At 71.7% G+C, this 23849-nt stretch carries 22 protein-coding genes; 9 read left to right on the top strand and 13 right to left on the bottom strand.

The window, feature by feature from the left end; all coding sequences use genetic code 11:
- Nucleotides 1–9: 9 nt before the first annotated feature.
- Nucleotides 10–1815 (bottom strand): hypothetical protein, encoded by a 1806-nt coding sequence (locus tag ACPXB1_RS19990; RefSeq protein WP_355631344.1) that lies wholly within the window; start codon nucleotides 1813–1815, stop codon nucleotides 10–12.
- Complete coding sequence (locus ACPXB1_RS19985) at nucleotides 1815–3887, bottom strand: hypothetical protein (RefSeq protein ID WP_425735636.1); 2073 nt, start codon at nucleotides 3885–3887, stop codon at nucleotides 1815–1817. Before ACPXB1_RS19985 ends, ACPXB1_RS19990 begins: the two co-directional genes overlap by 1 nt.
- A 160-nt stretch (nucleotides 3888–4047) precedes the next feature.
- Here ACPXB1_RS19985 and ACPXB1_RS19980 point away from each other — a divergent pair, with 160 nt between their 5' ends.
- Nucleotides 4048–5250 carry a hypothetical protein gene (locus ACPXB1_RS19980; protein WP_425735635.1) on the top strand — a complete coding sequence of 401 codons (1203 nt, stop codon included), beginning with the start codon at nucleotides 4048–4050 and terminating at the stop codon, nucleotides 5248–5250.
- A 353-nt stretch (nucleotides 5251–5603) separates the two neighbouring features.
- Here the strand turns inward: ACPXB1_RS19980 and dxs are convergent, their stop codons facing one another.
- Nucleotides 5604–7550, bottom strand: a complete 1947-nt coding sequence (gene dxs, locus ACPXB1_RS19975) for a 1-deoxy-D-xylulose-5-phosphate synthase (RefSeq protein WP_355597943.1) — start codon at nucleotides 7548–7550, stop codon at nucleotides 5604–5606.
- An 82-nt stretch (nucleotides 7551–7632) separates the two neighbouring features.
- A complete protein-coding gene (locus ACPXB1_RS19970; protein ID WP_425735634.1) occupies nucleotides 7633–8793 on the bottom strand; it encodes an anhydro-N-acetylmuramic acid kinase in 1161 nt (386 codons plus the stop codon).
- Between the two features lie 90 nt (nucleotides 8794–8883).
- Between ACPXB1_RS19970 and ACPXB1_RS19965 the strand changes: the two genes are divergently transcribed.
- A complete protein-coding gene (locus ACPXB1_RS19965; RefSeq protein ID WP_355597939.1) occupies nucleotides 8884–9354 on the top strand; it encodes a MarR family winged helix-turn-helix transcriptional regulator in 471 nt (156 codons plus the stop codon).
- Between the two features lie 248 nt (nucleotides 9355–9602).
- Nucleotides 9603–10352: an SDR family NAD(P)-dependent oxidoreductase gene (locus ACPXB1_RS19960; protein ID WP_425735633.1), complete on the top strand. Its 750-nt coding sequence runs from the start codon at nucleotides 9603–9605 to the stop codon at nucleotides 10350–10352.
- A gap of 40 nt (nucleotides 10353–10392) precedes the next feature.
- Here ACPXB1_RS19960 and ACPXB1_RS19955 read toward each other — a convergent pair whose 3' ends face one another.
- Nucleotides 10393–11649, bottom strand: a complete 1257-nt coding sequence (locus ACPXB1_RS19955; protein WP_425735632.1) for a class I SAM-dependent RNA methyltransferase — start codon at nucleotides 11647–11649, stop codon at nucleotides 10393–10395.
- Nucleotides 11642–13711, bottom strand: a complete 2070-nt coding sequence (locus ACPXB1_RS19950) for an APC family permease (protein ID WP_355597933.1) — start codon at nucleotides 13709–13711, stop codon at nucleotides 11642–11644. The genes ACPXB1_RS19955 and ACPXB1_RS19950 overlap by 8 nt, the downstream gene beginning before the upstream one ends.
- Nucleotides 13712–13892: 181 nt before the next feature.
- Between ACPXB1_RS19950 and ACPXB1_RS19945 the strand changes: the two genes are divergently transcribed.
- Both ACPXB1_RS19945 and ACPXB1_RS19940 read left to right on the top strand, forming a co-directional pair.
- Entirely contained in the window at nucleotides 13893–14558 is a 666-nt protein-coding gene (locus tag ACPXB1_RS19945; RefSeq protein WP_355597931.1) for a potassium channel family protein, read from the top strand.
- A 3-nt stretch (nucleotides 14559–14561) separates the two neighbouring features.
- A complete protein-coding gene (locus ACPXB1_RS19940) occupies nucleotides 14562–15251 on the top strand; it encodes a potassium channel family protein (RefSeq protein WP_355597929.1) in 690 nt (229 codons plus the stop codon).
- 28 nt (nucleotides 15252–15279) lie between these two features.
- On the opposite strand, the gene ACPXB1_RS19935 is transcribed toward ACPXB1_RS19940, so the two are convergent.
- The 4 genes from ACPXB1_RS19935 to dut form a co-directional block, all read right to left on the bottom strand.
- Nucleotides 15280–15963: a DUF3159 domain-containing protein gene (locus tag ACPXB1_RS19935; protein ID WP_355597927.1), complete on the bottom strand. Its 684-nt coding sequence runs from the start codon at nucleotides 15961–15963 to the stop codon at nucleotides 15280–15282.
- 25 nt (nucleotides 15964–15988) lie between these two features.
- Nucleotides 15989–16369, bottom strand: coding sequence for an OB-fold nucleic acid binding domain-containing protein (locus ACPXB1_RS19930; protein ID WP_355597925.1), 381 nt, complete (start codon nucleotides 16367–16369; stop codon nucleotides 15989–15991).
- A gap of 120 nt (nucleotides 16370–16489) precedes the next feature.
- Nucleotides 16490–17152, bottom strand: coding sequence for a DUF3710 domain-containing protein (locus ACPXB1_RS19925; RefSeq protein WP_355597923.1), 663 nt, complete (start codon nucleotides 17150–17152; stop codon nucleotides 16490–16492).
- A 25-nt stretch (nucleotides 17153–17177) separates the two neighbouring features.
- Nucleotides 17178–17711: a dUTP diphosphatase gene (dut, locus tag ACPXB1_RS19920; protein ID WP_355597921.1), complete on the bottom strand. Its 534-nt coding sequence runs from the start codon at nucleotides 17709–17711 to the stop codon at nucleotides 17178–17180.
- Between the two features lie 89 nt (nucleotides 17712–17800).
- On the opposite strand from dut, the gene ACPXB1_RS19915 reads away from it, so the two are divergent.
- Nucleotides 17801–18328, top strand: coding sequence for a DUF3093 domain-containing protein (locus ACPXB1_RS19915; protein ID WP_355597919.1), 528 nt, complete (start codon nucleotides 17801–17803; stop codon nucleotides 18326–18328).
- 45 nt (nucleotides 18329–18373) lie between these two features.
- Here the strand turns inward: ACPXB1_RS19915 and ACPXB1_RS19910 are convergent, their stop codons facing one another.
- Both ACPXB1_RS19910 and ACPXB1_RS19905 read right to left on the bottom strand, forming a co-directional pair.
- The gene (locus ACPXB1_RS19910; RefSeq protein ID WP_355597917.1) at nucleotides 18374–19168 is read right to left on the bottom strand and encodes a hypothetical protein; all 795 of its coding nucleotides are present in this window, start codon (nucleotides 19166–19168) and stop codon (nucleotides 18374–18376) included.
- Between the two features lie 120 nt (nucleotides 19169–19288).
- Complete coding sequence (locus ACPXB1_RS19905; RefSeq protein WP_007075406.1) at nucleotides 19289–19585, bottom strand: DUF4193 domain-containing protein; 297 nt, start codon at nucleotides 19583–19585, stop codon at nucleotides 19289–19291.
- A gap of 433 nt (nucleotides 19586–20018) precedes the next feature.
- On the opposite strand from ACPXB1_RS19905, the gene ACPXB1_RS19900 reads away from it, so the two are divergent.
- Nucleotides 20019–20537, top strand: coding sequence for a LytR C-terminal domain-containing protein (locus ACPXB1_RS19900; protein WP_355597995.1), 519 nt, complete (start codon nucleotides 20019–20021; stop codon nucleotides 20535–20537).
- A gap of 14 nt (nucleotides 20538–20551) precedes the next feature.
- Here the strand turns inward: ACPXB1_RS19900 and ACPXB1_RS19895 are convergent, their stop codons facing one another.
- Nucleotides 20552–21373 carry an inositol monophosphatase family protein gene (locus tag ACPXB1_RS19895; protein WP_355632337.1) on the bottom strand — a complete coding sequence of 274 codons (822 nt, stop codon included), beginning with the start codon at nucleotides 21371–21373 and terminating at the stop codon, nucleotides 20552–20554.
- Between the two features lie 289 nt (nucleotides 21374–21662).
- On the opposite strand from ACPXB1_RS19895, the gene ACPXB1_RS19890 reads away from it, so the two are divergent.
- Both ACPXB1_RS19890 and ACPXB1_RS19885 read left to right on the top strand, forming a co-directional pair.
- Entirely contained in the window at nucleotides 21663–23285 is a 1623-nt protein-coding gene (locus tag ACPXB1_RS19890; protein WP_355597913.1) for an RNA polymerase sigma factor, read from the top strand.
- A gap of 245 nt (nucleotides 23286–23530) precedes the next feature.
- Nucleotides 23531–23764 (top strand): DUF7455 domain-containing protein, encoded by a 234-nt coding sequence (locus ACPXB1_RS19885; RefSeq protein WP_053657441.1) that lies wholly within the window; start codon nucleotides 23531–23533, stop codon nucleotides 23762–23764.
- The last annotated feature ends 85 nt before the right edge of the window (nucleotides 23765–23849 follow it).

Below are 23849 nucleotides of genomic sequence, written 5' to 3'. Positions count from 1 at the left end.
GCCCGACGGTCAGCCGACCCGGTCCCGGACGTCCCAGACCCACGCGCCGTCGACCTGGCGTCCGGGGCCGAGCAGCGCCTCGACGGTCCGGCGCACCGGCTCGTCCTGCGCGAGCCGGCCGAGCACGACGATCGCGGCCCGCCAGTGCCGCAGGTCCTCGACGGCCTGACGGCGGTCGTCGTCGGTGAGCGCCGGCACCGCGCCGGTCTGCGCGACCCGCCGGAGCAGCACGGAGGTGGGTCGGTCCGGCGCACCCCAGCGCGCCGCCGGGTCGTCCGGGCCGCTCGGGCCGATGAAATAGCCGCCCGGCGCTTCGAATGCCAGCCCGGTGCGGGCGGACCAGAGCATCACCGGGCTCAGCGCGGCGCCGGTGACCGGGGGCACCGCCACCACTGTCCGGCCCGCTGGCACCAACGGCCGCCACCGGCCGTCGGCGACGAACGCCGGCACAGGCGCCACCGGGATCGCCCGGATCGGCGTCGGCACCAGCGGAAGCAACGCGGCTACCACCGCGCCACCCCACAGCAGGCGTACCGGCAGTCCTTGCACGGCCGCCGCCCGGACCCGGTCCAGCGACAGCGCCACGAGCACGCCGAGCACCGGTACGCACACCAGCGCGAACCGGGCCGGCACCGCGAGGTCGAGCAGCGGCAGCCCGGCGACCAGGCGGTACGGCCCGGGGATGCCGGTGGCGGTGCTGTCGATCCGCAGCTCGGTGCCGAGCGAGAGCAGGGCGAAGACGATGCCGCAGCCGGCCAGCGCGCGGACCAGCGGGCGTCGCCACAGCCAGATCACGATGACCACGGCGAGCACCAGCAGCCCGGGGCCGAAGAACGAGTTCTCCTCGGTCGGGTTGGGCGACAGCAGTCCCGGCAGCCAGTTGTCACCGAACACTGTCTGCCGGGCCGAGGCGGTGAACGACGCCGCGTCGAGCTGGAAACCGTGCGCGGCGAAGGCCATCCCGTCGTAGTGCTGCGGGCCGTGGAACTGGAACCACAACGGGTACGCCAGCGGCACCACCGCTACGACGGCCGCCACAGCGAGCCTGCCGAACAGGGTCGGGGCGTGTCGCCGGGCCGCCGCCCGGTCGGCGAGCGCGTAGCCCACCGCGAACACCCCGGAGGCGAGGGCCAGGAAGACAAGCGTCTCCTCCCCGATGAACACCTGCCAGACGACAAGCAGCCCCAGGCCGACGCCGGATCGCCACACGGCGCGCTGCCACGCCTCGCCGGGTCCTGGTGCGGGGCGGAACACCAGGGCGAGGATCGCCGGCACGAGGAACTGGGCGGCCATGTGCAGGTGTGCCCCCGCCTGGGCGATCATGCCGGGGGCGAAGCCGCAGATCAGCCCACCGACCGCCGCCGCCGACCGGGCGGTGACCAGGCGGCGGCGCAGCAGCGCGTACCAGGCCGTTGCCGTGCCGGCGAGGCAGCAGACGACAGCAACGCAGAACGCCACCTGCGAGCCGAACAGCAGCGTGACCGGGGCCAGCGGGACACCCAGGCCGAGCACCGACGTGTTCGCCATCAGGTTGACGCCGTCCGGTGCGTTCAACGCCGTGCTGTAGAGCGGGTTCCCGCCCTCGCTGACCGCACGCGCCGCGTGGGCCAGCATCCACTCGAAGAGGACCTGGTCGCCGGCCTGGTGGAACAGCCGCCCGGGGTGGCCCCACTGGCCGCTGGTCAGCAGCAGCGCCAGGCCGACGTAGCCGGCGACCACGAACGCGTCCGGCAGCCACGCCGGTCGGGGCCGGCGCGTGGACGCCGATCCGGCCGTCGCCGTCGTCACCGACGACGACGACGCTCCGGCGGCCATCAGACCGAGCGGTCCGTCAGCGCCCGGACATCCCACACCCAGACGTCCAGCTCCTGCCGGCCCGGACCGACAAGCTCCTCGACGGTACGCCGCAGCGGCTCGACGTTCTGCTGACGCAACGGGAGCACCAGGATCGCCGCCTGCCAGTGCCGCAGCTCGTCCTGGAAGCGTCGACGCTGCCTGTCGTCGAGCTTCGGTGCCCGGCCGGTGGTCGCCACCTCCTCCAACAGTTGACCCACCCCGCTGGGCCGGCCGCCGAACCGGCCCGGGTCACCGGTATTGCCGTTGCGGGGGGCCAGGAAGTAGCCGCCCGGGATCTTGAAGTCGAGGTTTGTGGCCGCCGCCCAGCGCATGCCGTGCGTGTTGCCCATACTGGGCACCGGGATCGGCACCAGCGTCTGGTCCGGGCCGACGTACGTCCGCCAGCGGTCGGCGGTGATGAAGTCCGGCACCGGCGGTCGGGAGACCATCCGCAGCGGCATCGGTGCGATCGGCAGCAGCGCGAACGCCAGGCCGGCGGCGGTGAGCGTGCGCACCGTACGCCGCTCGACCGAGCGCAGCGCCCAGGCCCGCTCGACGGCCAGCGCGAGCAGCAGCCCGACCACCACCGTGGTGATCAGGCCGAACCGGGTCGGCACCACAGCGTCCAGCAGTGGCAGGTGCACCAGCAGCTGCCACGGCCCGGTGATCAGCTCCCGGTCCCACCAGGAGATCCGCTCACCGAGGGACAGCACAGCGAACAGGCCGCCGGTCACCGCGAGCGCCCGGACGATCATCTCCCGGCGCAGCCACACCACGATGGCGATGGCGAGCAGCGAGAGGCTCCAGCCGAAGAAGGCGTTCTCCTCGGAGTAGTTCGGCGCCAGGTTGGCGTTTGCCCGCTGGTTGCCTCCGAGCGTGGGGGAACCGGGCGCGAAGAACGCGGCGATGTCGTTGCCGTAGTCCTGGACCGCATCGCTGAGACCGTGGTACGCCATCGGCCCGGCGAACTGCACGTACAGGGGGTACGCCAGCAGCGAACCGGCCAGCAGCGTGCACGCCGCGACACCGATGCCCAGGGGCCGCCACGCCGCCCACCAGCGGGCCGGCTCCTGGGCGAGCACCGCGAGCAGGAAGACCCCGCAGGCCATCGCCGTGAAGAGCAGGATCTCCTCGTTGATGAACGCCTGCGCGGTGACGAGCACCGCGAGCAGCAACCCGTCGCGTACCGGCCGGCGGGACCGGGTGAGCACCAGCACCCGCCACACGATGAACGGCAGCAGGAACTGGCTGATGATGTTCGGATGCCAGCTGGCGTGCGAGAGCATCGCCGGAGAGAAGCCACAGAACCAGCCGCCGGCCGCCGCCGCGAGCGGGGTCCTTACGACGTGGCGGGACAGCACGAGATACCAGGCCGTGGCCGTGCCGGCGAGGCCGAGCGTCACGAGCACCACGAAGGACACCGCGGGCCCGAACAGCAGGGTCACCGGCACCATCGGGATGCCCAGCGCCAGCACTGCCGTGTTGGCCATCAGGTTGACGCCGTCGGGGTAGTTGAACTGCTCGGTGAAGAACGGGTACTCGCCGTGCAGCACCACGCGTACCGAGTGGGCGAGGAAGAACTGCACCTGGGCCGGGTCGCCGGTGTAGAGCGACGCCACCCGACCGGCCGGGTCCAGCCAGATCCGGCTTGTCACCCAGAGCGCGGCGAGCAGGAACAGCCCGCCCACCGCCAGGTGCTGGCGGCGGCGCGTCCAGCGGGTCCACCACCGTCGGCGCGGTCCGGCCGGCGCCGCCACGGCGTCATCCGCAGCAGCGGCATCGTCGGGTACGTCGGCCGGCGGCGCTTCGGCCGGCGAGGGCTCGACGGTGTCGGTGCGGGACGGGGCGGCGGCCGGAGCGGGAGCACTGGCCACAGGGGTCGTGCTGGCCACGGGAGTCTTGCTGGCCGTGGTGGTCTCGCGTGCTGTGGTGGTCTTGCTTGCTGTGGTTGTCGGGGAGGCGCGGCGGGTGTGCTGGCTCACAGACTCGTCGGGACCCACTGCCGCCTCCGGGTGCGGCGCGGACAGGGCGCGGGACTCGGCAGGCGTCACAGTCGGCGGAGTCTACCCGAGCGACGAAACGGCACTAAAAGCCCCAGGGCTCCGTCCACTATGGTTCGTCAGTCGCCGGCCAGCGAAAGCGCTGCACCGGACATCTCGTACTATGGCGCTTTCCGTAAACGACGGCGAGGCGATCGGGGGCGGGTCTCAGGTGACTCCAGGCCGCCAGCACGGCACGACGCTCGCCGTCCTGCTGACAGCACTGTTGGCCGCCACCGCCTGCGGTCCGGTGGCCGACCGGGCACCGCGCGACCTGCGGGTGGGCTACGACAGCCTCGACGGCACGCTGAAGGTGTGGCCGCCACGGGGCGATCTGGCCGCTGACGCCGCGGCGACGACGGCGATCACCGACGCGGTCCGCGCCTGGCGCTCACCGATCGACGACCGGGCGCACCTGCCCTCGTCGGGCATCCTGTTCTCCGGCCGGGTCGACGACACGCCCATCGCGCTGGTGGCGGCCGACGTGCCCGGCGAGAGCGCGTCCTGGCTGCTGCAACTCACCGGCGACGGCGGCCGGTACGCGGTGACCCGGGCCACCGAGTACACCGACCCGGGCTACCTGGTCTACTCCGACGTGCTGCCGGTGCACACAGCCGACGGCCGGCGCTACCTGGTCTCCGCCCGGGTGCAGCAACTCCTCGGGCCGCAGGACCGGGCGCTGCCCCTCACCGACGGGCTCAGCGCCCCTGCCGACGTACCGGCCTGCACGGCCGTGGGGGTGACCGCGACGCTGCGGGCCACCGAATCGCTGCCGCGAGGGCGGGCCGCCGACCGGCTGCTCGACCTGGGCACCGGCACGACCGACCCGCGCTATCCCCTGGTACGCGACGAGTCCGGCGCCGGCCGGCGGGCGCTGACCGGCCTGGACACCTGTGTGCTGGCCGGTGAGCGGGGTCCTTTCGGCAGCATTCCGCGTCGGATCGGCGACCGGGACGCCCCTCGTGCGGTGCCGACGTCCTGGCCGATGGCGAAGCTCACGGTCCGTTCGCTCGGCGAGGTGGCCCTCGGCGGCGGCGAGCCCGCCGAGTTGCAGCAGCTCAGCTGGGACACCGACGCCGGCACGATGACCTCTGTCGTCTACCGGCCGGCGGACGGGAGCGCGCCGGTGGTCTCGCCTGCCGACCGGGCCACCCCGTTGCAGACGTACCACCTGCCGATGCCCGGCCAGCCGCTTGTGGTGCTCAGTTGGCGGGCCACCCGGGACAGCTCCCTCTCGGTACCGCCGGGAACTCCCCAACTCGTGGAGCGCCCCGGCCTGGTGGTCATCCCCGAGCCGACCCGCACCCAGACCTACAGCCTGGCAAACACCGACAAAACCCACTACCGCTCAGTAAGCCCCCGCCGCCCCCGCTAACCCCCGCCGCCCCCGCTAACCCCCGCCGCCCCACCCTCCCCCGCGCGCGCCCTGCCCTGCCCTGCCCTGCCCGCGCGCGCCCGCGCCACCCCGTCCCACCCACCTCCTCGTCGATCATGGACTTGTGGTGGGCAATGACTGGCGATTCACCCCTTTTGCGGGGCACCACAACTCCATGATCGACGCGTGCGGGTGGCGCGGGGTCAGAGGCGCGGGGTCAGAGGCGCGGGGTCAGAGGCGCGAGGTCAGAGGCGCGGGGTCAGAGGCGCGGGGTCAGAGGCGCGGGGTCAGAGGCGCGAACGACGACGGCGGGCTCCCCTGCAGGGGAGCCCGCCGTCGTCGTTGTCGCGGATTTAGTTTTGGGCTGAGGTGCTGGTGGGGGTCAGGCGGTCCGGGGTGGCGTCCAGGCCGGAGATCCAGCCGGTGACGTTCCGGGCGACGTCCTGCGCGGTCAGGCCGAGGTCGGCGAGGATCTGCGCGCGGGTGCCGTGCGGGTGCCAGTCGGCCGGTACGCCCAGGTCCTTGAGCGGCACCCGGACGTCGGCGTCCCGCATCGCCTGGCCGAGGGCGTCGCCGACGCCACCGACCCGGACGCCGTCCTCGACGCTGACGACGAGCCGGTGGCCGGCGGCCAACTCGACCAGCTCGGCCGGCACCGGACGAACCCAGCGGGGGTCGACGACGGTGACCCCGTAGCCGTGCTCGGCGACCCGGGCGGCGACCTCCATGCCCAGCTGACCGAAGGAGCCCACAGCCACCAGCAGCACGTCGGTACGCGCCGACTCGGCCAGCACGTCGACAGGGCCGACCCGGCGTACGGCCGGCAGGTCCGCGGCCACCGTGCCGGTGGGGAAGCGCACGACTGTCGGGCCGTCGTCGACGGCCAGCGCCTCGCGCAGCTCCTCACGCAGCGTGGTGGCGTCGCGGGGAGCGGCGATCCGCAGCCCAGGCACCACACCGAAGACCGACATGTCCCAGATGCCGTAGTGGCTGGGGCCGTCCGGGCCGGTGATGCCGGCGCGGTCAAGCACGAATGTCACAGGCAGCTTGTGCATCGCCACGTCCAGCAGGACCTGGTCGAAGGCACGGTTGAGGAAGGTGGCGTAGACGGCGACCACCGGGTGCAGGCCGCCCAGCGCCAGCCCGGCCGCCGAGGTGGCGGCGTGCTGCTCGGCGATGCCCACGTCGTACACCCGCTCGGGGTATTTGCGGGCCAGCTTGGCGATGCCTGTGGGCTCGGCCATAGCGGCGGTGATGCCCACGACGTCCGGCCGCTCGTCGGCGACGGCAAGCAGCTCGTCGGCGAAGACATGCGTCCACTTCACCGCCGGGGCGGCCAGCAGCGCGCCGGTCTCCACGTCGAAGGCGCCGCCGGGGCCGTGCAGACAGTCGGCCTCGTCCTCCTCGGCGGGGCGGTAGCCGTAGCCCTTACGGGTGACCGCGTGCACGATCACCGGGCCGCCGAAGTTCTTCGCCGCGCGCAGCGCCGACTCGACCGCCGCCACGTCGTGCCCGTCCACCGGGCCGACGTACTTGATGCCGAGGTCCTCGAACATGGCCTGCGGGGCGACGGCGTCCTTGATGCCCTTCTTGACCGCGTGCAGCACCTCGTACATCGGCTTGCCGACGAGCGGGGTGGAGCCGAGGGCGTCCTTGACCGTGTCGAGGACCTTCTCGTAGCCCGGGTTGAGCCGCAGCGAGGAGAGGTGGTCGGCCAGGCCGCCGATCGTCGGCGAGTAGGACCGACCGTTGTCGTTGACGACGATGACAAGGGAGTTGCCGGCGGTGGCGATGTTGTTCAGCGCCTCCCAGCACATGCCGCCGGTGAGCGCGCCGTCGCCGACCACTGCCACGACGCTGCGCGCCTCGCCCCGCAGGGCGTACGCCTTGGCCAGACCGTCGGCGTAGGAGAGCGCTGTGGAGGCGTGCGAGTTCTCGATCAGGTCGTGCTCGCTCTCGGCCTGGCTGGGGTAGCCGGAGAGGCCACCGCGCTGGCGGAGCTTGTCGAAGCCGGACTGCCGCCCGGTGAGGATCTTGTGTACGTACGCCTGGTGGCCGGTGTCGAACAGCAGCCGATCACGGGGGGAGTCGAAGACGCGGTGCATGGCCAGCGTCAGCTCGACCACACCGAGGTTGGGCCCGACGTGGCCGCCGGTGCGGGAGACCTTGGCGATCAGAAAGTCCCGGATCTCGGCGGCGAGCACGTCCAGTTCCTCGCCCGACATCCGCTTGACGTCCTGCGGACCGCGAACCGTCCCCAGCAGCCGGCCGTGGTTGGCCGTGTCCTCTTCAACACTCATGACCGCAGAGTCTATCGGCCGGGCGGTACTTCGCAGCCCGGCCGGAGCCCGGCACACCCGCACCCTCCGGCCGAACCCCTGCTCAGAGCCGGATCCGCAGCCGGCGCGGCCTGTCGGTCGGTGCACCGCCGTGCGCCGGGCCGGCAGGTGTCCAGGAGCCCAGGACCGTGCCCCGGGTGGCGCCGGTCACGGACGGGATCGATCCGGGCAGGCCGTGCCAGGACAGCCAGCCGAGCAGCGCGAACGCGTACGCCTCCTTGGCCTGCGCGGGTACGCCCCACTCGTCGATGCCGCGCAGCGTCCACCGGCCGGCGCCCAGGGCGGCGAGCCGGCCCAGCAGGGTGGGGTTGCGCACACCGCCTCCTGCGGCGATGACCTCGACCACACGGTGCCTGTCGCACTCGGCGGCCACCACCCGCGCGGTCAGCTCGGTGAGCGTGGCCAGCAGGTCGTCCACGGGCACGGGTTCGCCGAGCGCGGCCAGGTGGCGGTCCAGGTAGCCGGCGTGGAACAGCTCCTTGCCCGTGGACTTGGGCGGTGGTGCCGCGTAGTACGGCTCGGCCAGCAGGTCGGCAAGCAGCCGCTCGTGCGCCCGGCCGGCCGCCGCCCGCGCGCCGTCGATGTCGCACGGCTGGTCCAGGAAGCGCCGGGCCGCCGCGTCCAGCAGAGCGTTGGCAGGGCCGACGTCGTACCCCAGGATCGGGGCTTCCGGCGCGACCACTGTGAGGTTGGCGATGCCGCCCAGGTTCAGGGCCGCACGCGGTCCGGCGGCGCCGTCGAGCAGCAGCGAGTCGAACGCCGGCACCAGCGGCGCGCCCTGGCCGCCGGCGGCGATGTCCGCCGAGCGCAGGTCACTGAGCACCGGTACGCCGACCCGGGCCGCCACCCGCGCCACCGCGCCGAGTTGCAGCGTGCCCCGGGCCACCCCGTCGGCGATCCAGTGGAACACCGTCTGGCCGGGCGAGACCACCGCGTCGGCCGTGCCACCGGCAAGTTCGAGGCCGACCGCCGCCGCATCGGCGAACACCTCGCCGAGGCGGTTGTCGAGCTGGCACACGGCCTCGATGGTGGTGGCCCCGGGCGGCAGCAGCGCGGCGATCTGGGCACGCAGGGCTTCGTCGTACTCCAGCTCGCGATGCCCCAACGGCCGCAGCCAGAGGGTGTCCCCCTCGGTGGTGAACTCCGCCGCCACCACGTCCACGCCGTCGTACGACGTCCCCGACATCAACCCGACGATCTTCACGGCGTCAGGCTAGCGGCGGTGCCGTGCCCTCGCGACGCCTCGTCCGCGCCGGAGCGAGGGCGGCCTACCGTCCTGCCGTAGCGTTGAGGGGTGACTGAGCCTGAACGGCTGAACGATCGTGAGCAGCGCGCCTGGTTCGGCTTCCTGGTCATGCAGGAGGACGTCCGGCGGCACATGAACCGCCAGTTGCTCCGCGACGCGGGGATCTCCCTCGCGGATTTCGCCGTTCTGAGCGGTCTGCGGCTTCACGGGGACGGACCGATGCGGGTCTTCGAGCTGCGGGAGGTCCTGCGGTGGGAGAAGACGCGCCTCACCCACCAGGTGTCCCGCATGATCCGCCGGGGCCTGCTGGAGCGCCGCAGCTCCGACGATGATGCTCGGGGGACCTACATCGCGCTCACCGGGGAAGGGCGCACGGTGATCGACCGGGCGACTCCCCTGCACCTGCGGTACGTGCGGGAGGTTTTCCTCGACGTGCTGAGCCCTCGGCAGCTCGACACCCTGGCCGTGATGTCCGAGGCGGTGTTGGACAACCTCAAGGACGACCCCTTCGAGGAGTGAGGGTCGACCCTCACTGAGGTGACTCATCACCCGAACCGTCTTCCTCGATTATTGAGGTATCACCACCTCACCGCCCTATTGACCCCAAGCCAGTGCGGGGAATCGGGTTTCTGATAGGAACAGCCATCCAACCTGGGTGATGTGTCACCCGCCACTAGAGGGTGACGAGTCACCCCCTGCTGGCTATCGTTGGCCCCACGGCCGCTGGCCGCGTCGAGCGGTCCGGTTCCCAGCGAAAGGAACTCATCATGGGACGAGTAGCAGGAAAGACGGCAGTGGTAACCGGCGGAGCGATGGGAATGGGCGCGGCCACCGTACGGCGGCTCGTCGGCGAGGGCGCCAACGTGGTCATCGCCGACGTGAACGTCGCGGAGGCCGAGGCCCTTGCCGCCGAACTCGGGCCGACGGCAGTGGTCGAGAAGCTCGATGTCCGCTCCCCGCAGCAGTGGACCGACCTCGTTCAACGGACGGAGGAGCGGTTCGGCAGCGTCGACATCCTCGTCAACAACGCAGGCATCGTCGATCCCGCCCCCCTGGAGCAGTGGGACGTGGCGCAGCTACAGCGCGTGCTGGACGTGAATCTCATCGGCGTCTTCAACGGCATCCAGGCCGTGACCCCGGCGATGAAGCGGGCCGGCGGCGGCTCGATCGTCAACATGGGCTCCGTGGCCGCCTTAATCGGAATCATCCAGATGGCCGGGTACGTCGCGTCCAAGTGGGCTGTACGCGGTCTCACGAAGAACGCCGCCCTGGAGTTGGGCGCGTACGGGATCCGGGTGAACGCGGTTCACCCGGGTCAGATCAACACCCCGATGACGAAGGGAGTCACCTTCGAGACCAGCAGTGTCGCGCTGGGGCGTGTCGGGGAACCCGACGACGTCGCCCGTACGGTGCTCTTTCTCGCCAGCGACGACGCGCAGTTTGTCACCGGCAGCGACCTGGTCGCCGACGGCGGGCAGATCGCCGGCCAGGCCGACTACCCGGGCGTACCCCGGTAGGCAGCGGAGTCGACCCACCCCGAACGTCGGGAGTGATGATCTACGGCCCGGGGACCAGCAGCCCGACCAGCTCGACGTGCTGGGTCATCGGGAACAGGTCGAATCCGCGCAGCTCCGCCAACCGCCAGCCCAACCCGGCGAAGGTACGCACGTCCCTGGCGAACGCCGCCGGGTCGCAGGCCACGTACGCGATCGCGCGCGGGCCGGCGGCGGCCAGGGCGCGGACCACCGGGGCGCCGGCCCCGGCGCGCGGCGGGTCGAGCACCACCACGTCGACCGGGCCGGTGATCCGCCGGCGGGCCAGCGCGGTCTCCACCCGGGCCGACACGACCTCGACGCGGGGCAGGTCGGCCAGGTTACGTCGGGCGGCGGAGACGCCCTGCGGCGCCGCCTCCACCACTGTCACCCGGCCGCCGGCACCGACCTTTGCGGCCAGTCCGGCGGCGAACAGTCCGGCCCCGCCGTACAGGTCCCAGGCCACCTCGCCCGGACGCGGGTCGAGCAGCTCCAGCACGGCCGTGGACAGCGTGTCGGCCGCCGCCGGGTGCACCTGCCAGAAGGCGGACGCGGGCAGCGTCCACGAGCGGTCGGCCGCCACCTCACGGACCACTGCCGGCCCGCTCACCTGCATGGAGATCCCGTCGCGGACCTCCACGACTGTCACGTCCCCGCCGGTGCTGGCCACGGTCTCCACCGCGTCGGCGGCAGGCCAGGACGCGCCGGTCGGGGTGAGCACCGGCAGCTCCTGGATCGCCGGGTGCGCGATCAGGCATCTGTCGATCGGCACCACCTCGTGCGAGCGGTGCTTGAGCAGGCCGGCCCGGTCGGCGGCGTCCACCGCGTAGCGGACCCGCGAGCGCCAGCCCAGCAGCCCGCCGGGCAGCGCCTCGACCCGTACGCCGAGCTCGTCGAGTTCGGCGTCGGTGAGCCCGCCGAGGCGTGTCAACTGCTCGCGCACCACAGCTGTCTTCCAGGCAAGCTGCGCCTCCGGGGCGACGTGTTGCAGGTCGCAGCCACCGCAGGCGCCCGGCTTCGCGTACGGGCAGGGCGGCTCGACCCGGTCCGGCGAGGCGTCCAGCACTGTCACCGCGTCGGCCCGGACGAACCCCTTGTGCACCTCGGTGACCTCGGCGATCACCCGCTCACCGGGCAGCGCGTGCCGGACGAATACCACCTGCCCGTCCACCCGGGCCACGCAGTGCCCGCCGGGAGCGACCGCGTCGACGGTCAGCTCGACCCGATCCGCCTCGGCAATGCCGCTCTCGGACTCCGCAGTTGCCGCTGTCGACTCAGTCACGGCTGTTACCGACCGTTCCGCTGTCCACCGGACCGCCCTCGGCGGACGACGCGGACATGACGTCCGGCGGCACGGTGCCCCGCGGCCCACGCGCCGGGGTACGGGACAGCGTGGCGTCCAGCCGGTCCAGGTTCTTGCTCGCCGTCGACGCGAGCTGCCACGGCACGCTCACCACCATCACCCCCGGTTCGAAGAGCAGCCGGCCCTTGAGGCGCAACGCGCTCTGGTTGTGCAGAAGGTTCTCCCACCAGCGCCCCACGACGTACTCGGGGATGAAGACGGTGACCACGTCGCGGGGTGACTTGCGGCGGGTGGAGGCGACGAAGTCGAGGATCGGACGGGTGATCTCCCGGTACGGCGAGTCGACAACTGTGAGCGGGATGGCCATCTCCCGCCGTTCCCAGTCGGCCTGAAGATCGCGGGTGTCCTTCTCGTCCACGTTCACGGTCACGGCGGTCAGTGTGTCCGGCCGGGTGGCGCGCGCGTAGGCGATGGCCCGCAGTGTCGGCTGATGCAACTTGCTGACCAGCACGATCGCGTGGTTTCGGGCGGGCAGCACGGCCCGGCCCTCGTCGGGCGGGGTCAGCTCGACGGCGACCCGGTCGTAGTGCCTGCGGATGGCCAGCATCAACAGGTAGATCACCGCCATCGCGGCGATCGCGATCCAGGCGCCGAGCAGGAACTTGGTCACCAGCACGATCACCAGCACCGCGCCGGTCAGGCCCATGCCGAACGTGTTGATCGCCCGCGAGCGGTGGATCCGGCGACGCGCCTCCGGGTCCCGCTCGGTGCGCAGGTGCCGGTTCCAGTGCCGGATCATGCCGGCCTGGGAGACGGTGAACGAGACGAAGACGCCGACGATGTAGAGCTGGATGAGTCGGGTCACCTCGGCCTGGAAGCCGACGATCAGCACGATCGCGAAGAGTGCGAGGAAGACGATGCCGTTGGAGAACGCCAGCCGGTCGCCCCGCGTGTGGAACTGCCGGGGCAGGTAGCGGTCCTGGGCGAGGATCGAGCCGAGCACCGGGAAGCCGTTGAACGCGGTGTTCGCGGCCAGGAACAGGATCAGGGCGGTCACCCCGGCCACCACGTAGAGCAGGATCGACCCGGAGCCGAACACCGTCTCGCCGAGCTGGGTGGTGACGGTCTTCTGCACGTAGCCCTCGGGGCCGGAGACGATCTGGAGCGCCGGATCCTCGACGAACTGGAGGTGGGTCAGCCGGGCCAGCCAGATGATCCCGACCAGCATGCTCACCGAGATGGTGCCGAGCAGCAGCAGGGTGGTGGCGGCGTTACGGCTCTTCGGCGCCTTGAACGCCGGCACCCCGTTGGAGATCGCCTCGACGCCGGTGAGCGCTGCCGCGCCCGAGCTGAACGTCCGCAGCAGCAGGAAGACGAGCGCGAAACCGGTCACGCTGTGCTCGGCCTGGATCACCAGGTCGGCGCTCGGCGCGCGCAGGTCGTCACCCAGCACGAACACACGGACCAGCCCGGTGAGCAGCATCCCGAGCATCACGATCACGAAGCCGTAGGTGGGAATGGCGAACGCGGTGCCCGACTCGCGCAGACCGCGCAGGTTCACCGCGCTCAGCAGCACCACCGCCAACACCGCGATCATCACCTTGTGGGTGGCCACGAACGGCACCACCGAGCCGAGGTTCGCCACCCCGGACGAGACCGACACCGCCACGGTGAGCACGTAGTCGACGAGCAGGGCGCTTGCCACGCCGACGCCGAACTTCGGGCCCAGGTTGACGGTGGCCACCTCGTAGTCGCCGCCACCGGACGGGTAGGCGTACACGTTCTGCCGGTAGCTGGCCACCACTGTCAGCATGACCACTACCACCGCGAGCGCGATCCACGGCGAGAAGACGTACGCGGAGGCTCCCGCGATGGAGAGGGTCAGCAGGATCTCGTCGGGTGCGTACGCGACGCTGGACAGCGCGTCGGAGGCGAACACGGGTAGCGCGATGCGCTTCGGCAGGAGGGTGTGCTGCAGGCGGTCGGACCGGAACGGTCGACCGAGGAGCAGCCGCTTCAGCAGCGAGGTGGGACTGGCCACGAACGCCAAGGGTACGACCACCATGGCGATCACGCGGGGGTGGGCGATCACGGCGGTCCGGCGAGACGGGGTACGGTCGGTCCCCGCTGCCGACCGGTACGTGGCAGGCTCGCAGTCGAAGGCCGCCGTCCATGCGTACGGAAGGGCCAGCGGCAGCGGTACGCACCTTGGGAGGGACAGCGTGCACGTCGTGATCATGGGATGTGGCCGGGTCGGTTCGACCCTCGCCCACAGCCTGGAGTCCCGAGGGCACTCGGTGGCGGTGATCGACCAGGACGCCGACGCCTTCCGTCGGCTCGGCCCCGACTTCGGCGGCATCACCGTGACCGGCGCGGGCTTCGACGGCGACGTGCTGCGGCAGGCCGGCATCGAGCGGGCGGACGCCTTCGCGGCGGTCTCCAGCGGCGACAACTCCAACATCATCTCGGCGCGGCTGGCCCGGGAGACGTTCGGGGTGTCCCGGGTCGCGGCACGGATCTACGACCAGCGTCGGGCGCAGGTCTACGAGCGGCTGGGCATTCCCACAGTGGCGACAGTGCGCTGGACCGCCGACCGGATGCTGCGGCACCTGGTGCCGGAGGGCAACGTGGAGATCTTCCGCGACCCCACGAGCACCGTGTCGATCGTCGAGGTGCCTGTGCACAAGGACTGGATCGGCCGTCCGGTGCGCAAGCTGGAGGAGGCGTCCGGAGCGCGGGTGGCCTACCTGATCCGCTTCGGCATCGGCACGCTGCCCACCGCCTCCACCGTCATACAGGAGGGCGACCAGGCGTTCATGCTGGTCAGCGACGACATTGTGGGGTCGGTCACGTCGGTGGCGGCGGCGCCGCCGGAAGGGGGGCACTGAGCCATGCGGATCGCCATCGCGGGCGCCGGCAACGTGGGCCGCTCGATCGCCCAGGAACTGATCGACAACGGCCACCAGGTGATGCTGATCGAGCGGCAGCCCCGGATGCTGCGCCCGGACCGGGTGGCGGACGCCGAGTGGGTGCTGGCCGACGCCTGCGAGCTTGCCAGCCTGGAGGAGGCCAACCTCGCCGGCTGTGACGTGGTGGTCGCCGCCACCGGCGACGACAAGGCAAACCTTGTGGTGTCGCTGCTGGCCAAGACCGAGTTCGCGGTGCCCCGCGTGGTCGCCCGGGTCAACCGGGCCGAGAACGAGTGGCTCTTCACCGAGCAGTGGGGCGTGGACGTCGCGGTGAGCAAGCCCCGGGTCATGGCCGCGCTTGTCGAGGAAGCCGTCACCGTCGGCGACCTTGTGCGGCTGATGACGTTCCGTCAGGGCGAGGCGAACCTCGTCGAGATCACCCTGCCGCCCACCGCTCCGTACGTCGGCCGGCCCATCCACGCCGTGCCGCTGCCTCGCGACACCGCGCTGGTGGCGATCCTGCGGGGCAAGCGGGTCCTGGTGCCCAGCCCGGACGACCCCATCGAGGCCGGCGACGAGCTGATCTTCGTCTGCACCGCCGAGGTGGAGGACGACGTCCGCGCGGTGATCCTCGGCCCGGACAGCGTCGAACGGACCCGCGGCTCGCGCTGAGCCGCCCCGGACGGACGGCCGGGCGCGCTCAGGCGCCGGGCAGCGGGGACGGCTCCGGCACCCGGGTGACCCGGCGCACCGTCCAGACCGTGATGAGCAGCAGCAGCACGTACGGCGGGTAGCCCAGCGCCAACCGGGCCACGCCCAGCGCCGTGTCCTGGTGGGCCAGGTAGAGCCCTGCCTGCACACCCACCTTGGCCAGCCAGACCACGCCCCAGAGCACTGTCAGCTGGGTGAAGGTGCGCACCAGTTTCGGGTCGTCTCGCCACTCGGAGCGGCCCTTGGCCACGAGCACCGACCAGATCCAGCCGACCAGCGGCTGCCGGATGGCCGCCGAGATCAGCAGGGCGACGCCGTAGCCGATGCCGTAGAGGATGCCGGGGAGGTAGAAATCCCGCTCGTTGCCGGTCCGCCAGGCGATGGCGGCACCGATGCCGACGCCGAACAGGCCGTTGACGGCGTGTCGGATCGGCCTGCGCTGGGCCAGTCGCAGCCCGGCGATCAGCACCGCGACGGCCACCGACGCGATCACGGCGGGCCGCAGCTCACCGATGATGTTGGCGACGACGAAGACCACCACCGGGATGCTGGACTCGACGAGCCCCCGCCAGCCGCCGAGCTGGTCGGCCATCTGCTCCGCCACCGTTGGCAGCGGCGCGTCGTCCTCAGGCCCCGTCTCCGGCTGTGCCGCCCGGTGCTGTCCCGTCGTCATTGCCGGCCTTCCGTCCGCAGCGCCGTCACTTCGGCGAGTCCAGCTCGTAGTAGGGGTTGTAGATGACCTTGCGGTCGTCGCGCATCGCCACCCGGCCGCGCGCCGTCAGGTGTCGCCCCGGCTCGATCCCGGCGATGTGCCGCCGACCCAGCCAGACCAGCGTGACGACGTCGCTGCCGTCGTACAGGTCGGCCTCGAGGGTGGGCAGGTTGGTGCGCGGCGTGTAGACCACCGTGCGCAGCCGCCCGGCCACCGAGACCACCTGGCCACGGGAGCACTGCTGGGCCAGGACACCGCCGCACTCGGCGCTCTCCTGACGTAGCTCCTGCGCGTCGATCTCGGCCTCGCTCGCGGTGAGCCGTTGCAGGATGCGCCGCAGCGACACCCGGCTCTCGTCGGTCATCATGACCTCCGCGTCACCCTCTCCACGCTCACCGGCCCGCAGTGGGCACCGCCCCGGCGACGCCGGAACCGTTCCGCCAGCGTACGCCGACGGGGCCGGTTCCGGCGGATCGGTGCGCGGCGGTCAGGCCTGGCGCGACTCGGACGCGGCGGACGCCTCCTCGGCCTGGTCGGCGACCTCCCGGGGCAGCCGCAGCGGCAGCGGCTCACGGACCGGCTTCGCCTCCTGCCCCCTGTCGACCACCAGGCCGTCCAGGCACTCGGCGAGCGGCCCGGCGCTGGCCGGGTCGACGGCCACCGGCCCCTGGAAGACGCCCCGGACCATCCAGCGCGGCCCGTCGACGCCGACGAACCGCAGGTGGGTGGGGCCGTCCGGGGTGGTCACCTGGGCGTGCAGCTCCGGGCCGTACTCGCCGTCGACCTCCGCGGCGGTGGCGCCGTCGCGCAGCAGCGACTGCCGGATCTCCTCGCGTACCTCGTCCCAGATCCCCTCCGAGCGGGGGGCGGCGAAGACGCCGAGTTGCAGCGCGTTGTCGCCGTGGACCAGCACCACCTGCTGGATCACGCCCTGCGGGTCGGCCTGCACCCGCACCTCGACCTCGGCGACCGCCGGGATGTGCAGGCTGCCCAGGTCGAGCCGCTGCACCTCGTCGTCGACCTCGGAGATGTCGTACGGCCCGCGCACCAGCGCCGGCGTCGACCCACCGGTGCCCTCGTCGAGGACCTCGGTGGCCCGCTCGTCACGGGTGTGCCGCCCGGCACCGGCCCGCTTTCGGGAGAAGATCACTGCGCCCACCCTCCGCTGTTCGCACTCACCCTGCCACCTCTTCCGTCCGCCCGCGGCCCAGCTCGTCCCGCTGCGCGACCCGATCCTGCCCGGTCGGCGCCGGTACGAGCCCGGCGTGTCCGCCGGTCGAGCCGTGCCCACCGGTCCCCCGCTGGGATCCGGGCAGCTCGGCCACCGGCTCGAACCGAGCCCGGGCGACCTGCTGGACCACGAGCTGCGCGATCCGGTCACCGCGGGAGATTTTCGCCGGCGTCTCCCGATCATGGTTGATCAGGTTGACCATGATCTCACCCCGGTAGCCGGCGTCGACCGTACCGGGCGCGTTGAGCACCGTCACGCCGAGCCTGGCCGCCAGACCGGACCGGGGGTGGACCAGGCCCACGTATCCCGGCGGCAGGGCGATGGCCACGCCGGTGGGCACCAGCGCGCGGCCGCCGGGCGGCAACTCCACGTCCGCGGCGGCCACCAGGTCGGCCCCGGCGTCGCCGGGATGGGCGTACGCGGGCAGCGGCAGCTCCGCATCGAGCAGCCGCACGGGCACGGGTACGACGTCGGTCACGAGACCCTCTTCCGTCCGATTGTCGGGGTGACCCTGCCATCCTGCCGGTTACCCGGGCCATCGTGCGCCGTACCCTCGCAGGAGTGAGCATGTCGCCCTCCCCGAGTGCCGGTCGGCCATCGGCCGCGGCCCGTCCGGCGTACGCCGAGCGGCTGGATCTGCCCTGGTGGCTGTGGCTGGCCGGGTTGCTTGCCGCGGCCCTGCTCGCCGTCGAGATCTGGATGGGTGGCTCCGGCGTACGCGCCTGGATGCCGTTCGCGGTGCTGCTGCCGGTCACGGCGGCCGGGCTGTGGTGGTTGGGCCGGATCCGCGTCGCGGTCACCGACTCCGAGCTGCAGGTGGACGACGCCCGGCTGCCGGTGGGCTTCGTCGCCGACGTCATTGCGCTGGACGCCGACGGCCGCCGAGAGGTGCTCGGGGTGGGCGCGGACCCGCTCGCCTTCGTGGTCCAGCGACCCTGGATCAGCGGCGCTGTGCAGGTGGTCCTCAACGATCCGGCCGACCCGACGCCGTTCTGGGTGGTCAGCAGCAGGCATCCGGTGGAGCTGGCCGAGGCCCTGTTGGCGGCCCGGGACGCCCGGACGCCCGCCGACCGCCGGGCCGGCGAGCAGGCCTGATCCAGCCGGCCGACGCGCGGGACGTCCCGACGCGTACAGCCGGTTTCAGGTGCCCGTCGGCGGGCCGGGCAGGGCCGATGGTGGCGCTGGCCGGGCGATGCCGCGTCGGCGCAGGTCAGCCTGGAGCTGCTCGGCCATCTGTCGGGTGGCCCGCCGGTTGAGGAAACTGGCCACCGCCGCACCGGTGAGGAACGGCCCGAGCGTGGTGAGGTTACGCCCGAAGCGTCGCAGCAGCGTGTCCCGCAGCTCCTTGCGGGCGGCGGTGCCGAGCACCGCGCCCACCCCGACACCGGGCACCATCGGGTTGACCCCGCGCTGGGTGGACCACGAGTGCACCAGGGCGACAGTCCGTTGGCCGCCGCTCTCGGCCAGCGGCACGCCGTAGACCTCGTGCAACTCGCCGACCAGTTTCAGCTCCACCGCCACCACGGCGACCGTCTCGGCGGCGAGCAGCACCGGCGCGGAGAGCAGGGTCGGCGCGACAGTCCACTCGACGGCGGCGACTCCCCCGCCGGCCGCGCCGACACCGGCGGTCGTCCGGGCCGCATTGCGGATCAGGCGGTCGGCCAGCGCGGCGTCGTCCAGTCCGGGGAAGTGCCGGCGCAGGGTGGCCAGGTCCCGCACGGGGATGTGCGGGGCGATCTCGGTAACCGTGTCGACCATCCAACGGATTGCCGCACGGGGCTTGAACAGGTCGGCGATGCCCCGGCTGCGGGCCTGCCCGACCATCCGGGTGAGAAGTTGACGTCGCCGGGCCGGCTCGATGTCGTCGGCGGTCAGTGCCGCAACGGTGGCGCCGAGCTCGTCCGCGCCGCCGGTGGTGTCGGCTTGATCGCTCATGGCTCGGACCTCCCGCTGCTGTGGCATCCCGCTACGAGTCAAGCAGGTACCCACGGGAGTCGCATGCCTACACCGGTAGCGGCGGCCCCGTTCAGGAGGCCGCCGCCGGTGTCCTGCGTGTCAGACGCACTCGCGGCAGATCAGCTCGCCGTTCCGCTCGACCGCCAGTTGGCTGCGGTGGTGAACCAGGAAGCAGCGGGCGCACCTGAACTCGTCCTGCTGCATCGGTAGCACCTTGACAGTGAGCTCCTCGTCGGCCAGATCGGCACCGGGCAGCTCAAAACTCTCGGCGACCTCGGCCTCGTCGACGTCCACTGCGCCCGACTGTGAGTCGACGCGCCGGGCCTTGAGCTCTTCCAGGCTGTCCTCGCCGAGGTCGACCTCGTCGCGACGCGGGGCGTCGTAGTCGGTGGCCATCGGTTTCACTCTCCCATATCGATGTTGTCGCTTCCGGTTGTAACGCCGGACGACGCTGTTTCGGTTCCGCTGGCCAGCCACCACTTGTGTCGGGCTCCCGACCCGCAGACCGCACGGATCGAGTTGCCGGGGGCAACACCCCTGCGAGCGCGGAACCTTACCCCCCCTTAGGCGAGGCATGTATACCGCCCTTGTGGCTGAGATGTACGCCCCCGCACGCCAAGTTGTTCCCAATGTGATTCAGGCGACACGAAGATAGGGGTAGTAGTACCCGGTTCGCGGTCGCCGCGCCGGTATGTCGGGCTGTTTCCACGCGACGGCCGGACAACCGTTAACCTCAGCGGCGTATTCGACGGCCGGCGGTCAGTGCGATCGATGACGGCCGCCGTCACCCACCTGAGGTCCGGGGAGCCCCCAGATGAGCTTTGCGCGAGTGCGGGCACTCGTCGTCGTCGGTCTGCTGGCGGTCCTGGCCCTGACCTTCGTGGTCGTCGCGGTCGTCCGCGACAGCCAGAGTGGTGTGGGCGCGGCCAAGGGCTGCCCGGACGGCTGGCCGCTGGCCGACGTCACGCTCCACGAGACCAAGGACGTCAAGATCAATGTGTTCAACGCGACCGACGAGCCGGGCCGGGCCGGCACCGTGGCCGACGACTTCCGCAATCGCAAGTTCCAGGTCCAGAAGGTCGGCAACGCGCCGAAGGGCATCGACGACGTGGCAGTGCTCCAGTACGGCCCCAAGGGCGTCGGCTCGGCACACCTGCTGCGCGCGTACTTCCTCGACAACGCCGAGTCCAAGTACGACGAGAAGCGCACCGACGACGTCGTCGACGTCGTGCTCGGCAACGGCTTCCAGCAGCTCGCCACCACCACCGAGGTGAACCAGTCCCTCGGTGACCTGGGCGCTCCGGTGGCACCCCCGGGATCCTGCCCGGCCCCCGCCGCCGACAAATGACCCGGGCGCGCCGGTCAGGGGCCGCCTGCGGCGTCCAGGTCGGCCAGCCGGTCGTGCAGCGGCGTGAAGAGCGCGGGCGGGGCCGCGATCACCAGGTCGGGGCCGGGCGGGCTACCCGCCAGCCCGGTGACCCGCACGCCGGCCTCCGCGGCCACCAGCCCGCCGGCGGCCAGGTCCCAGGGCGACAGCCCCTTCTCGAAGTACGCGTCAAGCCGCCCCTCCGCCACCAGGCAGAGGTCCAGCGCGGCGGCGCCCATGCGACGGATGTCCCGCACGTGCCGGATCAGCCCGGCCACCACCGACGCCTGGTGCGCCCGCCGACCGGCGTCGTAGCCGAAGCCGGTGCCGAGCAGCGCCTGCCCCAGGTCCGTCTCGCCGGAACAGCTGAGCCGGACACCGTCGCGCCAGGCGCCGCCCCCGGCCGTGGCGGTCCACTCCTCGCCGGTGCTCACGTTGCGCACCACGCCGGCGACCACCACCCCGTCGACCTCGGCGGCCAGCGACACCGCGCTGTACGGCAACCCGTAGAGGTAGTTGACCGTCCCGTCGATCGGATCGATGATCCACCGCACACCGCCCGGCTCGGCCGGCCCGGTGTCCTGCGTGCCGTACTCCTCACCCAGGACGGCGTCGCCCGGCCGCAACCGCCGCAGCGCGTCGAGCACCTGACGCTCGACCGCCCGGTCCGCCGCGGTGACCACGTCGGTGACGGTGCTCTTCGTCGCCGTGACCGAAACGCCCTCGGCCCTCATCCGGTGCGCGGTGGCCGCGGCGTCCCGTGCCACATCGAGCGCGATGGCCAGCAGTTCCCGCGCTGGCGGCGCCGATTGGTGCATCCCAAGGTCCCCTTCCCGTACGACCGGGGTGTTCCGGGCCGTGCGCGAGTATCATCCTTACAAAGTCCACATCTGCGTCGAATCGGCGGTCCCGCCGCCGTTACACAGTGCGGCGCAGGATGATCGCCGCAGACGGCGTTACAATTCACCCCTGCCCACGCGCCACGGACCACCGACCACCGGCCGGCCCGGGACACGGGGGTCCCTCAACCACATCGTCCGGCCCGGTTGACCCACACTGTGTCGGACGACCCGGCCGTGCCCGCTCTTCGCCTCCGGAAGGTCATTCGTGACAGAACCCCGCCAGCCCGGCGCCGACGTACGCTCGCTCACCGACACGCTGATCGCGCACGCGCAGAGCGCCGGTGGTCAGCTCACGTCGGCTCAGCTCGCGCGCACCGTCGAGTCCGCCGAGGTGACTCCGGCCCAGGCCAAGAAGATCCTTCGGGCGCTCTCCGAGGCGGGAGTGACTGTGGTGGTGGACGGCTCGGCGAGCACCCGTCGCCGGGTCGCCGCGGCCCGCTCGACCACGCCGGCGTCCCGCGCCACCACCGCCAAGACCACCAAGAAGGCTGCCGCGCCGGCACCGAAGCAGGCGCCCGCCTCCGACGAGGCGGCGCCGTCGGCGCCCGCCCCGCGGAAGGTGGCCGCCCGCAAGGCCACCGGCAGCACCGCCGAGGTGGCCGCCGCCGCGGCCACGCCGGCGAAGGCCACCAAGTCGACCCGGGCCACCAAGGCGACGGTGGCCACGGCCGCCGGCGCCAAGCCGGTCAAGGCCGGCGCTAAGGCCAAGGGCGAGGGCGGCGAGGGTGAGATCGACCCCGAGGAACTCGCCGCCGCCATCGAGGACGTCGTGGTGGAGGAGCCGGCCGAGCTTGCCCAGGCCGCCGAGACCGACGCCGCGGCGTCGGCCACCGACAACGACTTCGAGTGGGACGACGAGGAGTCCGAGGCCCTCAAGCAGGCCCGGCGTGACGCCGAGCTGACCGCCTCCGCCGACTCGGTCCGTGCGTACCTGAAGCAGATCGGCAAGGTCCCGCTGCTCAACGCCGAGCAGGAGGTCGAGCTCGCCAAGCGCATCGAGGCGGGGCTCTACGCCGCCGAGCAGCTGCGCGCGGCCGACGAGAGCGAGGACAACAAGCTCCCCCGGGAGATGGTCCGCGACCTGGGCTGGATCTCCCGCGACGGCGAGCGGGCCAAGAACCACCTGCTCGAGGCCAACCTCCGTCTCGTGGTGTCGCTGGCGAAGCGGTACACGGGACGTGGAATGGCTTTCCTGGATCTGATCCAGGAGGGCAACCTCGGCCTGATCCGCGCGGTGGAGAAGTTCGACTACACAAAGGGCTACAAGTTCTCCACGTACGCCACCTGGTGGATCCGCCAGGCGATCACCCGCGCCATGGCCGACCAGGCACGCACCATCCGCATCCCGGTGCACATGGTCGAGGTCATCAACAAGCTCGGCCGCATACAGCGCGAGCTGCTCCAGGACCTGGGCCGTGAGCCCACTCCGGAGGAGCTGGCCAAGGAGATGGACATCACACCCGAGAAGGTGCTGGAGATCCAGCAGTACGCCCGGGAGCCCATCTCGCTGGACCAGACCATCGGCGACGAGGGCGACAGCCAGCTCGGTGACTTCATCGAGGATTCCGAGGCCGTCGTCGCGGTCGACGCGGTGTCGTTCTCGCTCCTGCAGGATCAACTCCAGCAGGTGCTCCAGACGCTCTCCGAGCGTGAGGCGGGCGTGGTGCGGCTGCGGTTCGGCCTGACCGACGGTCAGCCACGGACGCTTGACGAGATCGGCCAGGTCTACGGGGTGACCCGGGAGCGGATCCGGCAGATCGAGTCCAAGACGATGTCGAAGCTGCGGCACCCGTCCCGGTCGCAGGTCCTCCGGGATTACCTGGACTGAGCCAGTTTCGTCAACTGAACGTGTCGTTTTGGTCACCTGGTGTGCAACACCAGATGGTGATCGTCCGGATGCACGAATGTGATCGTTGACGTGGCACCCTGGGTGCACGGCACACTGTCCCTGCCAGGTGTGACCTCGGTCCCCCGCGGGCACACAGGGAAGGCAAGGCCCGGCATGGGTGTTGCACGATAGGTGAGCAACGACCGAAGAGATTGTTCATCGGTGACGACCAGAGGAGGAAGGCGATGAACTCGACCCTCACGCCGCCGCCCGAGACGGTGGCTCCCCCAGCCGCCGATGAACGGTGCGACCGCTGCAACGCTGCCGGGAAACTCCGGATCACCCTGGCGGGTGGGAGCGAACTGGTGTTCTGCGGGCACCACGCGAACAAGTACGCGGAGGATCTCGTGAAGATCACCGAGCGGTTCGCAACGGAGCCCGATTTCACCTGGCGTGGCGCCGATTTGATGGCGAACTAACCGTAAAACCGACATAGCCGGCCGGAGGCGCCCAGGGGTGCCTCCGGCCGGCTTTTCGCTGCCCAAGCCCCCCACACACGCGCCC

It is taken from the genome of Micromonospora sp. DT68 (assembly GCF_049847245.1).
Lineage (GTDB): Bacteria > Actinomycetota > Actinomycetes > Mycobacteriales > Micromonosporaceae > Micromonospora > Micromonospora profundi.
Note: the sequence above shows the minus strand (reverse complement) of the source record. Positions and strands in the feature narration are given on the sequence as shown.